At 70.8% G+C, this 14,012-nt stretch carries 13 protein-coding genes and 3 pseudogenes; 12 read left to right on the forward strand and 4 right to left on the reverse strand.

The window, feature by feature from the left end:
* Positions 1 to 426: 426 nt before the first annotated feature.
* Together M6G65_RS07185 and M6G65_RS07190 are read left to right on the forward strand one after the other, a co-directional pair.
* Positions 427 to 936 carry a hypothetical protein gene (locus M6G65_RS07185; protein ID WP_238197323.1) on the forward strand — a complete coding sequence of 170 codons (510 nt, stop codon included), beginning with the start codon at positions 427 to 429 and terminating at the stop codon, positions 934 to 936.
* Complete coding sequence (locus M6G65_RS07190; RefSeq protein WP_238197324.1) at positions 933 to 1,403, forward strand: hypothetical protein; 471 nt, start codon at positions 933 to 935, stop codon at positions 1,401 to 1,403. The genes M6G65_RS07185 and M6G65_RS07190 overlap by 4 nt, the downstream gene beginning before the upstream one ends.
* A 57-nt stretch (positions 1,404 to 1,460) precedes the next feature.
* Here M6G65_RS07190 and M6G65_RS07195 read toward each other — a convergent pair whose 3' ends face one another.
* A complete protein-coding gene (locus M6G65_RS07195; RefSeq protein WP_250103757.1) occupies positions 1,461 to 1,715 on the reverse strand; it encodes a hypothetical protein in 255 nt (84 codons plus the stop codon).
* Between the two features lie 221 nt (positions 1,716 to 1,936).
* Here M6G65_RS07195 and M6G65_RS07200 point away from each other — a divergent pair, with 221 nt between their 5' ends.
* From M6G65_RS07200 to M6G65_RS07220, 5 genes and pseudogenes are all read left to right on the forward strand, one after another.
* Positions 1,937 to 2,074, forward strand: a complete 138-nt coding sequence (locus M6G65_RS07200; RefSeq protein WP_238197348.1) for a hypothetical protein — start codon at positions 1,937 to 1,939, stop codon at positions 2,072 to 2,074.
* 220 nt (positions 2,075 to 2,294) lie between these two features.
* A complete protein-coding gene (locus M6G65_RS07205; RefSeq protein WP_238197326.1) occupies positions 2,295 to 2,489 on the forward strand; it encodes a hypothetical protein in 195 nt (64 codons plus the stop codon).
* Between the two features lie 90 nt (positions 2,490 to 2,579).
* Entirely contained in the window at positions 2,580 to 3,359 is a 780-nt protein-coding gene (locus M6G65_RS07210; RefSeq protein ID WP_238197327.1) for an SDR family oxidoreductase, read from the forward strand.
* A gap of 51 nt (positions 3,360 to 3,410) precedes the next feature.
* Positions 3,411 to 4,694, forward strand: coding sequence for an amidase (locus M6G65_RS07215; protein WP_238197328.1), 1,284 nt, complete (start codon positions 3,411 to 3,413; stop codon positions 4,692 to 4,694).
* Positions 4,695 to 4,901: 207 nt separating this feature from the next.
* A pseudogene (locus tag M6G65_RS07220) lies at positions 4,902 to 5,704 on the forward strand (class II aldolase/adducin family protein).
* A 227-nt stretch (positions 5,705 to 5,931) separates the two neighbouring features.
* Here the strand turns inward: M6G65_RS07220 and M6G65_RS07225 are convergent.
* The gene (locus M6G65_RS07225; RefSeq protein WP_238197330.1) at positions 5,932 to 6,831 is read right to left on the reverse strand and encodes a LysR family transcriptional regulator; all 900 of its coding nucleotides are present in this window, start codon (positions 6,829 to 6,831) and stop codon (positions 5,932 to 5,934) included.
* A 145-nt stretch (positions 6,832 to 6,976) separates the two neighbouring features.
* On the opposite strand from M6G65_RS07225, the pseudogene M6G65_RS07230 reads away from it, so the two are divergent.
* Positions 6,977 to 9,123 (forward strand): annotated as a pseudogene (locus M6G65_RS07230) (malate synthase G).
* Between the two features lie 81 nt (positions 9,124 to 9,204).
* On the opposite strand, the pseudogene M6G65_RS07235 reads toward M6G65_RS07230, so the two are convergent.
* Both M6G65_RS07235 and M6G65_RS07240 read right to left on the reverse strand, forming a co-directional pair.
* A pseudogene (locus tag M6G65_RS07235) lies at positions 9,205 to 9,477 on the reverse strand (EscU/YscU/HrcU family type III secretion system export apparatus switch protein); the annotation flags it as partial.
* A 206-nt stretch (positions 9,478 to 9,683) separates the two neighbouring features.
* Positions 9,684 to 10,295 (reverse strand): helix-turn-helix domain-containing protein, encoded by a 612-nt coding sequence (locus M6G65_RS07240; protein ID WP_238197332.1) that lies wholly within the window; start codon positions 10,293 to 10,295, stop codon positions 9,684 to 9,686.
* A gap of 187 nt (positions 10,296 to 10,482) precedes the next feature.
* On the opposite strand from M6G65_RS07240, the gene M6G65_RS07245 reads away from it, so the two are divergent.
* From M6G65_RS07245 to M6G65_RS07260, 4 genes are all read left to right on the forward strand, one after another.
* Positions 10,483 to 11,796: an MFS transporter gene (locus M6G65_RS07245; RefSeq protein ID WP_373323811.1), complete on the forward strand. Its 1,314-nt coding sequence runs from the start codon at positions 10,483 to 10,485 to the stop codon at positions 11,794 to 11,796.
* A 96-nt stretch (positions 11,797 to 11,892) separates the two neighbouring features.
* Entirely contained in the window at positions 11,893 to 12,285 is a 393-nt protein-coding gene (locus M6G65_RS07250) for a RidA family protein (RefSeq protein WP_238197333.1), read from the forward strand.
* Entirely contained in the window at positions 12,282 to 12,851 is a 570-nt protein-coding gene (locus tag M6G65_RS07255) for an MOSC domain-containing protein (protein ID WP_238197334.1), read from the forward strand. Before M6G65_RS07250 ends, M6G65_RS07255 begins: the two co-directional genes overlap by 4 nt.
* A 4-nt stretch (positions 12,852 to 12,855) precedes the next feature.
* Positions 12,856 to 13,803: a PDR/VanB family oxidoreductase gene (locus M6G65_RS07260; protein ID WP_238197335.1), complete on the forward strand. Its 948-nt coding sequence runs from the start codon at positions 12,856 to 12,858 to the stop codon at positions 13,801 to 13,803.
* Positions 13,804 to 14,012 lie beyond the last annotated feature (209 nt).

Here is a 14,012-nt window from a genome sequence, read left to right on the forward strand (position 1 = left end):
CGATCCGATCGAGATGATGAAGAAGATCGTTGCGACGACTTGTGGAGCGGTCATAGCGGACCTCGCCGGGCGTTTTCGGGCCAGGCCAAACACTTATGGCTGCCGAGGCCGCAACCGCGTGCGGGCGAACACGCTCCGCATCGCAGCCGCGGGGCCGGGGAGGGGGCAGCGCGTTCCGACATCCTGACGTCGCGTGAGGCTGCGACGTGCGGGCCGCTCCGAGACGCACGTCCGCAACCGGGTCGACGCCCCCGGGCCTGCGCCGGCCACGGGCCGCGCCGCGCGTCCAACGAAGCGGGCCGCGGACGAACCGAAAATTGCCTTCGTTAAGCGTCCGGTACTACACGATCCTTCTATTAACGGTTTGTTAACCATTTTAAACGGTTTAGTCAGCTTAGATTTTTGGGGGCATGGAGTACGGGTTCCGTGAGTGAGCTGCAGAAGCTTCTGAGCGATCCTCGGTTTCGGCCCGTCGACAAGACCACGCGTGAACCGAGCGCCGCGTCCGAAGCCAATCTCGGCAACGTCCTGCGGGTCGTCACCTCGATGCACGGGCAGACCGGGATCCCGACGCCGCAATCGCCGCCGCAGGATTGGGACGCGCTCATCCATCGCGTGCAGGCCGCAGCCCGCCAGGCGCGCGAGATCGAGGCGCAGGCCCGCGAGCGGGAAGAGCGCATCGAGCACGTGCTGGAGCGGGTTCGCGAGGACATCAACGCCTCCAACGAGCGCGCCCGCATCGCCGAGATGCAGGCCCGCGACGCTCAGGTGCGCGCCGAGGCGCAGGTCATCGCAGCCGAGGAGCGCGCCAAGGCGGCCGAGGCGCGCGCCCTTGTCGCCGAGGAGCGGGCCCGGACCGCGGAGGCCTGGCTCGGGCGGGTTCAGGACGCGATCGTGGCCGAGTTTTCGGATCTGGCCAATCAGGCCGCGGCATGAGCAGCCTGGCGAGAGCTGCGATCGAGTCACCGGCCGGCCCTCTCGGGCTGCGCGGCAGCACACCCGACCCGATCGATCGGGTCGTGGCGCTGTTCTCGGGTCCCGCGCCCGCCGCGCCCGCCGAAGGCGAGGACTGGTCGGCCTCCCTGGCCGCCGTGCGGGGTGTCGCGACCCGGGTGCGCGCTCTGCAGAAGAGCGCTCAGGATTCGGTCCGCGAGGCCCAGCGCGCGATGCGCGAGTCCGAGACGGCGGCACGCGCGGCCGAGGACCGGGCCCGGCACGCCGAGGGATTGCTGCGCGAGGCGGTCGGACGGGCGGAGCGCGCCGAGGAGCAGGCCCGCACGGCGGGCGAACGGGCCGACCGGGCGGAGGCGCAGACCACGGAGGCCCGCGCCTGGCTGCGCCGCATGCACGAATGCATGGTCAGCGAGTTCGGCGCGTTGACCCAGGACGTCCCCGAACCGTGAGCGGATCTCGGCGCAGGCTCGGGCAGCAGACGCCCCCGGCGGCGTGACGCGGCTCGGCTACGCGGCTGCCGGCGGCGCCACGACGTCGACCGCGTGCTGCGTCCAGGCATAGGGCTCGATGCGGCCGTGATACACCGCGATCTCGAGCTGCAGGTTCCGGATGCAGGCGTCGGACAGCGTCGGCAGCAGGTCGTGCCCGGCAGCGTCGGCGACGGATCGGATCGTGGCGAGCGGGCGGTCGTCCTCGTCGATCACGAGCACCGCCTCCTCCGTGCCCGGATCGAGCGGGTTGCTGCAATACTGGGCCGGCATCGGGCGATTCCCCGCGGAAAGGTCCGCGCCGGCTGCGCGTAGTCCCGCCCTGTAACAGCCCGATGAAGGGAGCCGCCCGGCCGCCCGGCCGGAGCGATCGTCGACGACGGCCCGATGGCAACCGCAATGCGACCAACCTATTTAAGCTCGCGACAACGCATCTCCTGACACACTGAGGTTGCCTCGCGTCAGTTCGACGCCGTCTGCCCGGCAGGATGGCCGTGACACTCAGCCTCGTCCTCAGCACCGCGCTCGCGCTCGTCACCGGGGCGGCGGCCCTGCTGTGGGCCGGCTTCGTCGCTCCGAAGATGGATGAGTTCGTCGACGCGCCAAGCATCCGCGACCTGCGTACGTGGTAGGCGCTGAGCTGCCCGCCGCACCTGCGGGGTCGGAGACGGTCCCGGGTGGACGGGCGTTTCGCGGGGCGCCGCAAGGATGTTTTCACCGTGCGCCGAGGGGGCGAGAACCCTTCGGCGCCGCCGTCATTGCTAGGGGATGACCGTGTTCACGATCGTGCCTTCGGCTCCGCCGCAGCCCGGCAGGCCCGTGCGGGACCGCCCCGTCGGCCGCCAGGGAGCCTTGCTGGAACAGCTCGCGCGCGAGCTGAACGTCCCGGCCGAGACGTTCCTGGATGAGCCACCGGACGGGGATGCCGGCGAGCTCTTCGCCCTGGTGCGGCACTGGCTGGCGATCGGCGACAGCCAGGCGCGCCGGCGCGTCCTGAGCCTGGCGCGCCAGGAGGCCGAGCGGTCCGGCTACAGCGAGGTCGCCTGAACGGCGCCGCACGGTCTTCGACGGCCGGCGCGGGCGCGCTATGACGCGGTCGGTGCCCTCGCGGCGAGGGCCGGTTCACGGAGGCTTCCCATGGATCTCGGCTTGAGCGGGCGCCGGGCGCTCGTCTGCGCGGCGAGCAAGGGGCTGGGCAAGGGCTGTGCCCTGGCGCTGGCCCGCGAGGGCGTCGCGGTGACGATCACGGCCCGCAATGCGGAAATTCTGGAGCGCACCGCCGCGGAGATCCGCAGCGCGACGGGTGCCGCCGTCACCATCGTGCCGGGTGACATCGCCACCGAGGCCGGCCGGGCCGCGGCGCTGGCCGCCTGCCCCGAGCCCGACATCCTGATCAACAATGCCGGCGGCCCGCCCCCCGGCGATTTCCGCGACTGGGACCGCGACGCCTGGATCCGGGCGCTCGACGCCAACATGCTGGCGCCGATCGCGCTCATCAAGGCGACGGTCGACGGGATGATCGACCGGAAGTTCGGCCGGATCGTCAACATCACCTCCGGCGCCGTGAAGGCGCCGATCGAGCATCTCGGGCTGTCGAACGGCGCCCGCTCGGGGCTGACCGGCTTCGTGGCCGGCCTCGCCCGGAAGACCGTGCGGCACAACGTGACGATCAACAACCTGCTGCCCGGTCCCTTCGACACCGACCGGATCCGCAGCAACGCCGAGGCGGGCGCCGCCAAGGCGGGGACCACCGTGGAGGCGTTCCTGGAGGCCCGGGCGCGCGACAACCCCGCCGGCCGCTTCGGCCACCCGGACGAGTTCGGCGCCGCCTGCGCGTTCCTGTGCAGCCAGCAGGCGGGCTTCATCACCGGGCAGAACCTGCTGATGGATGGCGGCGCCTATCCCGGCACGTTCTGAGGCGGGCCTCCCGCTTGCATGGTCGGGCAGGTCTGTCATTCGGTGAGGATCATGAGCGTACGCGAGACCGTCGAGGAGCGTTTGGCCCGGATCGGGGAGGGGGACCCGGCGGTCTTCACCCGGCTCTACCCGGCCGAGGCCCGCGCGGCGGCGGATGCCGCGGATGCGCGGCGCCGGGACGGGATCTCCCTCGGGCCCCTCGACGGCGCGATGGTCTCGATCAAGGACCTGTTCGACGTGGCGGGCGAGACCACGCGCGCCGGCTCGATCCTGCTGGCGGACGCGGCCCCGGCGCGGGCCGATGCTCCGGTGGTGGCGCGCCTGCGCCGGGCCGGGGCGGTGATCCTGGCCAAGACCAACATGTCCGAGTTCGCCTTCTCGGGGCTCGGCCTCAACCCGCATTTCGGCACCCCCGGCAACGCCGCCGATCCGGCGCGCATCCCGGGCGGATCGTCCTCGGGCGCCGGCGTCTCGGTGGGGCAGGGCACGAGCGACATCGCGATCGGGTCGGACACCGGCGGCTCCGTGCGGATCCCGGCCTCGCTGAACGGCGTCGTGGGCTTCAAGCCGACCGCCCGCCGCGTGCCGCTGGACGGCGCCTTCCCGCTGTCGTTCTCCCTCGATTCCCTCGGCCCCCTCGCCCGGACGGTGGCGGATTGCGCGGCCGCGGATGCCGTGCTGGCGGGCGAGGAGCCCGTGCCGGTGGAGGCGTTCGCCGTGGCCGGCCTGCGCATCGGCGTGCCGCGGGGCCTGCTGTTCACCGAGACGGAGCCGCTCGTCGCCGAGGCGTTCGAGCGGGTGCTGGCCCTCTTGTCCCGGAGCGGCGCCCGGATCGTCGACCACCCGGTCGACGACCTTCTCGCCGCCATGGATGCGGCACTGCCGGACGGCTCCATCGCGGCGATCGAGGCCGCGGCGATCCACGCCGACTGGCTGGACAGCGAAGCCTCCCGCTACGACAGGCGGGTCCACCGCCGGATCGTGGCCGGCCGGACCGCCTCGGCCGCGGGCTATATCCGGACGATGCGCCGGCGGGCCGAGCTGATCGCCGCCTTCGACCGGCGGCTCGTCCCGCTCGACGTGCTGGTACTCCCGGCGACGGCCACCACGGCACCGCTGATCGCGCCGCTGGAGGCGGACGATGCCGCCTTCCTGGCGGCCAATCGCCTGATGCTGCGCAACACGGCCTTCGGCAATTTCTTCGACCTCACCGGCCTGTCCCTGCCGATGCCGGGCCTGTCCCGGCCGGCGGGGCTGATGCTGCTCGCCCGGCATGGCCAGGACCGCCGGCTGCTGGCGATCGGGGCCGGGATCGAGGCCGCGCTGGCGGGCTGAGGCCGTTGTCGCCCCGCCGCATTGGCGGCGGGCGCGCGCCGACCTGCGCGCGGCGCATTGCCCGGCCTTCCCCCGTGGTGCACCCTGCGGGTGATTCCGGGCCCGGGCCTCGCCTCGTTCCGCCCCGTAGCGCCCGGATCGCGGGACCGCCTGCGCCGGGCGGCGGTCCCGGAGAGCCGACTGGGCCGACCGGCAGGGAACCGTCGCATGAGCGCAGCCACGCAGTCGATCGTCGCGGACCGGGACGCGGGTCCCGCCGATCAGGCCGAAATCCAGGGGATGCGCGTCGATCTCGCGGCCGCCTACCGGCTGATCCATCGGCTGGGCCTCGACGACAGCATCTACACCCACATCTCGGCGCGGCTTCCGGGGGCGGGCACCGGTTCCTGATCAACCCCTACGGGATGCGCTTCGAGGAGGTGACGCCGGAGAACCTCGTGACCGTGGATATCGACGGGCGGGTGCTTGAGGATCCGATGGGGCTCGGCATCAACCCGGCGGGGTTCACGATCCACAGCGCCATCCACGCCGCTCGCCACGACGCGATCTGCGTGCTGCACACCCACACGGTGGCGGGCGTGGCGGTCTCCTGCCAGGAGGAGGGGCTCCTGCCCCTGAACCAGTGGTCGATGCAGTTCACGGGGCGCGTCGCCTACCACGCCTATGAGGGCATCGCCCTCGACCTCGACGAGCGGCAGAGGCTGGTGGCCGATCTCGGCGACAAGCCCGTGATGGTGCTGCGCAACCACGGCCTGCTGACCTGCGGCCGCACGGTCGGCGAGGCGTTCCGGCTGATGCACAACATGGAGCGCTCGTGCCGGGCGCAGCTGGCGATCCAGGCGGCGGGCGCGCCGGTGATCCGGCCCTCCTCCGCCATCGCCACCAAGACCGCCGGGCAATACGCCGCCGGCTACGACCGCGTCGTGGTCCAGGGCGCCCCCGACAACGAGTGGGAGGCGTTCAAGCGGATGCTGGCGCGGACGGATCCGGATTTCTTCGCACATGGGTGAGGGCGGGACGGTCGCCGGCTGACCAGCTCGGTCGATGCGCGCCTCTCCGTCAAAGCGCGCACAGCGAAGCGACCCAGAGCAGCGGGACTTCCCGGGACGATGCGCGTCCCTGGGTTGCTTCGCTCCGCTCGCAAGGACGGCGGTGCCGCAATCACCGACCGGAGACGGTCGGAGGCGTCAATCGGCTGTCTCCTTCCCTGCGGGGGAGGGAGACCGCGGCACGCGCCTCACCCCTCCGCCCAGGCGCTGCTCGACCGGTAGGTCTGCTTCAGGAACGCGATGAACGCCCGGGTCTTGGCCGGCACGAAGGCCCGGCTCGGATAGACCGCGAAGATGCCCGCCGAAGCCGCGGCCGTGTAGGCGGGCAGCACCACCTCCAGAAGACCGTCGCGCAGCTCCGCATGCACGTCCCAGGTGGAGCGGAGCGCGATCCCGAGGCCGCCGATCACCGCCTCGCGCACCACCTCGTTGGAATGGGTGCGCAGGGGACCGGACGCGCTCACCGTGCACGGCCCCTCCGGCCCGACGAGCCGCCAGGGATTCTGGTTCTCGGTGGCGAGGCAGACATGGCCGCGCAGGTCGTCGAGGCTCTGCGGCCGCCCCGCCGCGTCGAGGTAGCCTGGCCGCGCGCAGAGAACCCGCCGCACCGGCGCGAGGCGCACCGCCGTCAGCCCGGAACTCTCCAGCGCGCCGACCCGGATCGCGAGGTCGTAGCCGCGCTCGACGATCGACTCGAAATCGTCGCTCAGCTCTAGGTTCAGCACGAGGTCCGGGTGAAGGGCGAAGAAGGCCCGCAGGTGCGGAACGATGTGCAGCCGCCCGAAGGAGCTCGGCGCCGTCACCCGCAGCGTGCCACGGGCCCGCGTCGCATTCTGCGACACGAGGCTCTCGGCCTCCGCGATGGCGTCGACGATCGGGGCGATCCGCTCGAAGAAGGCCGCCCCGATATCGGTCGGGGCCACGCGCCGGGTGGTGCGGTGCAGCAGGCGCACGGCGAGCCGTTCCTCCAGCCGCTTCAGCCGCTTCGAGACCACCGCCACCGACAGGCCGAGTTCCGACCCGGCCTGGGTCAGGCTGCCGGTCCGGACCACCCGGGCAAAGATCTCCAGGTCGCTCTGATCGCGCATTCTCAACGCTGCAGAAAGAATCAAATCCCTTTTGCCGCCTTTTTCGCGGATGCCAAGGGGTCTATCGAGGGTGAACTCAAAAATTTTTCACGGGCCGTTCGACTTTTTCTGACGTTCGGTGCCCGCCGCATCCCAGGAGATTGCCATGTCGAGTGTCGTCGTCGCCGAGGACCTCCGCACCTTCCTGTCCGAGGAGGCGCTGCCCGGAACCGGCCTCTCGGCCGACCAGTTCTGGTCGGGCTTCGCGGCGCTCGTCCGCGATCTCGCGCCGCGTAATCGGGCGCTGCTCGACCAGCGCGACGGCCTGCAGGCCGACATCGATTCCTGGCACCGCGACCATCGCGGCCAGCCGCACGACCCGGCGGCATACGCGGCCTACCTGACGCGGATTGGCTACCTGCAGCCGGAGCCCAAGGCCGTGCAGGTGACCACCGAGAACGTGGACGCGGAGATCGCCGCCGTCGCCGGGCCGCAGCTCGTCGTGCCGATCTCCAATGCCCGTTACGCGCTGAACGCCGCCAATGCCCGCTGGGGCAGCCTCTACGACGCCCTCTACGGCACTGACGCGATCCCGCAGGACGGCGACCTCAGCCCCGGCACCGGCTTCAACCCGATCCGGGGTGCCGCGGTGGTGGCCAGGACCAAGGCGTTCCTCGACGCGGCCGCGCCGCTCAGCGTCGGCTCCTGGGCCGATGCCGTGGGTTTTGCCGTGACGGGCGGCCGCCTCGCGATCGACCTCGGCGCCGGCCGTAATGCCGGCCTGACCGGCCCGGCGGACTTCGCGGGCTTCACTGGCACCCCCGAGGCGCCGACCGCACTCCTGCTGCGCCACAACGGCCTGCACGTCGAGATCGTGATCGATCGGACGAGCCCGATCGGCCGCACCGACCCGGCCGGCATCGCTGACGTGGTGCTGGAGGCGGCCCTCTCGACCATCATGGACATGGAGGATTCGGTCGCCGCCGTGGATTCGGCCGACAAGGTCGCGGTCTACCGGAGCTGGCTCGGCCTGATGCGCGGCGACCTCACCGCCACCCTGTCCAAGGGCGGCCGCACCGTCGAGCGGCGGCTCGCCGCGGATCGGACCTACACGGCCCCCGACGGCGGCAGCCTGACCCTGCCGGGGCGGTCGCTGATGCTGGTCCGGCATGTCGGCCATCACATGTATACGGATGCCGTGACCCTCGACGGCGCCGAGATCCCCGAGACGATCCTCGACGCGGCGGTGACCGCCCTGATCGCCCTGCACGACCTGAAGGGCACCGGTCCGCTCCGCAACAGCCGGACGGGCTCGGTCTACATGGTCAAGCCCAAGCTGCACGGCCCCGAGGAAGTCGCCTTCGCGGTCGAGCTGTTCGGCCGGGTCGAGGCGCTGGTCGGCCTCGCGCCGCGGACGCTCAAGATCGGCGTGATGGACGAGGAGCGGCGCACGACGCTCAACCTCAAGGCGGCGATCGCGGCCGCCTCCGACCGGCTGTTCTTCATCAACACCGGCTTCCTCGACCGGACCGGCGACGAGATCCACACCTCGCTGGAAGCCGGCCCCGTGGTCCGCAAGGATTCCATGAAGGCGACCGCCTGGATCAAGGCCTACGAGGACGGCAACGTCGATGCCGGCCTCGCCTGCGGGCTGCCCGGCCACGCGCAGATCGGCAAGGGCATGTGGGCCGCCCCCGACCGGATGGCGGCGATGCTGGAGTCCAAGGGCGGCCATCCCGAGGCCGGGGCCAACACCGCCTGGGTCCCGTCCCCGACCGCCGCGACGCTGCACGCGCTTCACTATCATCAGACCGACGTGCGCGCCCGCCGGCGGACCTCGCCGGCCGGGCGCCCGCGACCCGGGCCGCCATGCTGACCCTGCCGCTCGCCGAGGGCGCCTTCGCGCCGGACGCGGTGCGGGAGGAGCTCGACAACAACTGCCAGGGGATCCTGGGCTACGTGGTCCGCTGGATCGACCAGGGCGTCGGCTGCTCGAAGGTGCCCGACATCCACGAGGTCGGCTTGATGGAGGATCGCGCCACCTTGCGGATCTCCAGCCAGCACATCGCCAACTGGCTGCGCCACGGGATCGTCGACCGCGCGCAGGTCGAGGCGGCCCTGCGGCGGATGGCGGGCGTGGTCGACCGCCAGAACGCCGGCGACCCGGCCTATCGGCCGATGGCCCCGAGCTTCGACGGGCCGGCCTTCCGGGCGGCGGAAGCCCTGGTGTTCGAGGGAGCACAGCAGCCGAACGGTTACACCGAGTTCGTGCTGCACCGGTTCCGCCGCGAGGCGAAGCGCCGGGCCGCGTGAGGCGCGCCGCCTCGGCGCCGGTCGATCGGACATGGTCGCTCCGGCGCCGGCCGGACGGGGGCGGGAGCGCCCGCCCTCGTCTCAGCGTCCCTTGCGCGTGATGACGTAGACGAGGAGGTTCGCCACCGCCCGGTAGAACTCCGCCGGGATCGCGCGATCGACCTCAACATGGTCGTACATCGCCCGGGTGAGAGCCTTGTCTATCACGACCTCGATCCGGTGCTTCTCGGCGATCTCTCGGATGCGCAGGGCGATGAGATCCTTGCCCTTGGCCAGCACCATCGGGGCATCGTTCTCGCCCTGGTCGTAGCGCAGCGCGATGGCATAATGCGTGGGATTGGCCAGGATCACGGTGTGGCCCTGAGCCGTACGGCGCCGATCGAGAACAATCTGGAGGACGGGCGGCCCGCACGCCCCTCCGCCTCGCTCGCGACAGCGCGTTGGCCTACCCCGTGGTTTGCCATCCGCAAGATGTGTGGCTCCCGACGATCGCCGCCCGTCGGTCGACGGCCCCATCGGCACGCGTCAGCCGAGCGGGGCGCACTTTCGGCGGCGAAGCCTCAGCGCAGCCGCGTGGCGTCGATCACCAGGAAATACTGGCACGCCTCCGCCCCGAGATTGGTGAAGGCGTGCCCGGCATCAGCCTCGAAATACAAGCTGTCGCCCTCTTCGACCACGACCGCACGATCGCCGATCGTGGCGCGCAGGCGTCCCTTCAGCACGAAGATGTACTCCGACACGCCGCGGCGGTGGGCGACGAACTCTCCCGTGGTTGCGCCCGGCGGGAGCGTGTTGAGCACCCAATCGATCCCACGCCCAGGCAGCACCGGAGAGAGGCACCGGCGCAGGAAGCCCGAAGCCTCATCGCGCAGCACCGGCTGGCGCGACGCCGGGATCAGAAGCACCTCCACTTCGGTGGTGGGTGCCATCAGCCTGGAGAAGGTCACGCCCAGCGCCTCGGCGAGGCGTGAGAGGACAGCCGTCGACGGCACGGCCTCGCCGCGCTCGATCTTCGAGATCATCGAGCGGCTCACCCCGGACAAGGAGGCTAAGGCTTCGAGGGAGAGATCCTGCTCCTTCCGTCTGCGCCGGACCTCCTCGGCAAGCACCTGGATCTGAGAGCGCGTCTCAGCCTCGATCTGGACCCGCCGCCCCTCTGCCGTGATCGTCATTCGCGTCTCGTCCCGATCCCCCGGCCATGTCCTCGTTGGTGAGCGCTGGAGGCTGATCGGTCGGTGCTTAGCACAGGCGATGGGGGTGCGCCCGGACGGCCGACCACAACGGTTGGCACGCCGCTTGTATCGGGATGAGTGGAAATTCATCTCTCAAAGTGGATGCCCGCTCATACTCGACGCTGTCCTGCCATCGGAGGCGATCCGGATCGCCGGGTCCGGCGCGGTCACGACCGCGGAACGGCGCCAGATCGTCTGGTCGAGCGTCATCGGCACCACCGTCGAATGGTACGATTTCCTGATCTACGGAACGGCCAGCGCCCTCGTCTTCAACAAGCTGTTCTTCCCCAGCATCGACCCCGTGGTCGGCACGATCGCGGCGTTCGGCTCTTACGCCGTCGGGTTCCTGGCCCGACCGCTGGGCGGAGCGGTCTTCGGCCATTTCGGCGACAGGATCGGGCGCAAGGCGATGCTGTCGCTGACCCTGATGATCATGGGCCTCGGCACCTTCCTGATCGGGTGCCTGCCGACCTACGGGCAGATCGGCATCCTCGCACCGATCCTCCTCGTGGCCCTGCGCCTCGTCCAGGGCATCGGCATCGGCGGCGAGTGGGGCGGGGCCGTGCTGATGGTGGTGGAGAGCGTGCCGGCGGAACGGCGCGGCTTCTTCGGGAGCATCGTCCAGCTCGGATACCCGATCGGCGTGATCCTCTCGATCGGCGCCTTCGCGCTGACCGGCCTGATGCCGGAGGCGGCGTTCCTGTCATGGGGCTGGCGCGTCCCGTTCCTGGCGAGCGCGCTCCTCGTCGGCGTCGGCCTGTTCATCCGCCTGCGGCTTCACGAGACCCCGGCGTTCCGGCGGATCAAGGAGCGGGCGGTGACGGCGCGGCTGCCGGTCATGGAGATCCTCACCGAGCATCCCGGCATGTTCTTGAAGGCCGTCGGCCTGAAGGTCTCCGAGATCGCCTACGTCAGCGTCGTGACCGTGTTCTCGATCTCCTACGTCACCGGCCAACTAGGCCTGTCGCGCGGCGTGATCCTGAACGGCATCCTGATCGCCGCCATCATCGAGCTTTTCACGATTCCTGTCTTCGGCTGGCTGTCCGACCGCTACGGGCGCAAGACGCTGTTCGTCGCCGCCTGCCTGTTCTCGATCGCCTTCGCCTTCCCGATGTTCACGCTCCTCGACACCCGCGACCCGACGATCATCACGCTGACCGTCGCGGTGGCCTTGAGCTTCGGGCAGGGCATCATGTTCGGGACCGGGGCGGCGTGGATGTCCGAACTGTTCGACGCCCGCCTGCGCTACAGCGGCGCCTCGCTCGGCTTCCAAGTCGGCGCGGCGCTGAGCGGCGGCTTCACGCCGCTGATCGCCGCAGCCCTGCTCGCCTGGAGCGGCGGCGCAACGTGGCCGATCTCGGCCTACCTCATCGCGCTCGCCTGCATCACCCTCGTGGCGACGTTCGCGGCGCCCGAGACGGCGCGACGGCCGATCGACTGAAGGGCTTCGCGGCCCTTGAAACGCGCCTCAGACAGTGGACGTATGTCCACTGAAATGGAATACCGCTGGAAGCCATTGCGAGACCGGGAGACGGAGTTGGACAGGACCATCATCGCCACGGAGGCCGCAGCCCCGGCCGTCGGCCCCTACGCGCAGGCGACCCGCGTCGGCGATCTCGTGTTCGCCTCGGGGCAATTGCCGATCGATCCGGCGACGGGAGCGTTCCCGGAGGGCATCGAAGCGCAGACACGCCGCTCGCTGTCCAATCTCGCCGCGGTCCTGGAGGCTGGAGGCGCCAGCCTCGCGAGCGTGGCCAAGACCACCGTGTTCCTGAAGGACATGAACGACTTCGCCGCCATGAACGCCGTCTACGCCGAGCACTTCCCCGGCGCCGCACCGGCGCGCTCGACCGTCGAGGTCGCACGTCTGCCCCGCGATGCGCTGGTCGAGGTCGAGGCGATCGCGCTCGCGACGGGATCGGCACGATGAGCGACACGTCCGTGCCCCGTCATGTCGGGGCTTTCGCCCACGCTGCCGGATCGGTCGCGACGGGCGTGCCGGGCGGTGCGACCGGCTGGCAGGGCACGCTGCTCAACATCCATATCGCGCCGGCGGCCGGCTACGAGATGGAGGAGCTGGCCGAGGCCCATTGCGTCGCCGGCCGCGGCATCCAAGGTGACCGCTACTTCCTCGGGACGGGGACCTACTCGCCCAAGCCGGATACCCGCGAGGTGACGCTCATCGAGCAGGAGGCGCTCGACGCCCTCGCGCGAAACGATCCGCCGCTCCAGGGCGGGCCCATCCATCTCGCGCCCATCGATCACCGCAGGAATCTCACGGTGCGCGGCGTGCCGCTCAACCACCTTGTCGGGCGCCGCTTCCGCGTGGGTGAGGTGATCCTGCGCGGCGGGCGCCTCAACTTCCCGTGCAAGTACCTGGAGGAACTGCTCGGATCGCCGGTCTACCTGCCGCTCTACAACCGCTCGGGCCTGAATTGCGAGATCGAGCGTGGCGGGATCATCCGCTCGGGTGACGCGATCGCGCTGGTGGATTGAGCCGGTGTCCGCCCGCATCGTCATGAAGCTGACGGTGGTGGAGGCCATCGCCACCACCCCGGAGGTGCTGCGCCTGACGCTCGTACACCCGCAGCGCCCCGAGCTTCCGTCCTGGGAGCCCGGCGCGCATGTCGACTTGCGCCTCCCGGATGGCCGCACGCGCCAATATTCGCTCTGCGGCGATCCGGCCGACCGGGGCCGGTACGTTCTGGCGATCAAGCGTGAGGATGCGGGTCGCGGCGGCTCCCTGTGGACGCATGCCAACCTGACCGGGGGCGCCATCGCGCACGTCTCGCATCCGCGCAACAATTTCGGTCTCGCCCCCGACGCGCGGCGCCATCTGCTGATCGGCGGCGGGATCGGCGTGACGCCGCTCGCCGCCATGGCCCGGCGCCTCGCCGCGACCGGCGCCGACTTCGCGCTCCACGTGTGCGCGCGTTCAGCCGAACAGGCGCCTCTGCTGCCCGAGTTGCGGGCGGTCTGCGGTGATCGGCTGCGTTGCTGGTTCTCTTCGGAAGGCGCGCGCTTCGATCCCGCGGCCCTGGGGGCGCCGGACGACGGGATCCATGCCTATGCCTGCGGGCCGCACGGGCTCACGGACGCCGTGCAGGCCGGGCTGACGGCTGCGGGATGGCCGGAGGAGCGCGTGCATGTCGAGCACTTCGTGCCGATGGCGGACGAGAACTACAAACCCGAACCCTTCGACGCGCTGATTGCCTCGACGGGGGCGGTCGTTCACGTCCCTGCGGATGTCTCGCTTCTCGACATGCTGCGACGACACGGCGTTGCGATGCCTTCCTCCTGCGAGATCGGCGTGTGCGGCTCCTGCGAGTGCGGCTATCGCGGCGGCACCGTGATCCATCGCGACGTCGTGCTACCGGTCGCCAAGCGGCAGGACCGGATGATGCCCTGTGTCTCCCGGGCCCGCGGAACGGTTACGCTGGATCTCTGAGCGGCCGCTCGCGATGAGCTACGTTCGGTCCGAGACAGGGACAGGCGCCGCTGTGCGCCCGCCTCAGTGATCGAGCGCCATCCGCGCTTGAGGCCGTCGCCCAGCTCACGACGTCAGGGGGATGCGCGGGTCGGCCGCCGAGGGCCGCTCGCCGCTTCGGAGATGGCAGCGACGGCCGCCGAAGGCCGGGACGGGCGCAATCCCGACCG

It is taken from the genome of Methylobacterium tardum, assembly GCF_023546765.1.
Classification (GTDB): domain Bacteria; phylum Pseudomonadota; class Alphaproteobacteria; order Rhizobiales; family Beijerinckiaceae; genus Methylobacterium; species Methylobacterium tardum.

Excerpts from the sequence above, each read along its gene's own strand:
- M6G65_RS07210 (WP_238197327.1), top strand. The coding sequence starts at position 2,580 with ATGGATCTCGGCTTGAGCGGGCGCCGGGCGCTCGTCTGCGCGGCGAGC.
- M6G65_RS07190 (WP_238197324.1), top strand. The coding sequence starts at position 933 with ATGAGCAGCCTGGCGAGAGCTGCGATCGAGTCACCGGCCGGCCCTCTC.
- M6G65_RS07215 (WP_238197328.1), top strand. The coding sequence starts at position 3,411 with ATGAGCGTACGCGAGACCGTCGAGGAGCGTTTGGCCCGGATCGGGGAG.
- M6G65_RS07195 (WP_250103757.1), bottom strand. The coding sequence starts at position 1,715 with ATGCCGGCCCAGTATTGCAGCAACCCGCTCGATCCGGGCACGGAGGAG.
- M6G65_RS07240 (WP_238197332.1), bottom strand. The coding sequence starts at position 10,295 with ATGACGATCACGGCAGAGGGGCGGCGGGTCCAGATCGAGGCTGAGACG.
- M6G65_RS07255 (WP_238197334.1), top strand. The coding sequence starts at position 12,282 with ATGAGCGACACGTCCGTGCCCCGTCATGTCGGGGCTTTCGCCCACGCT.
- M6G65_RS07225 (WP_238197330.1), bottom strand. The coding sequence starts at position 6,831 with ATGCGCGATCAGAGCGACCTGGAGATCTTTGCCCGGGTGGTCCGGACC.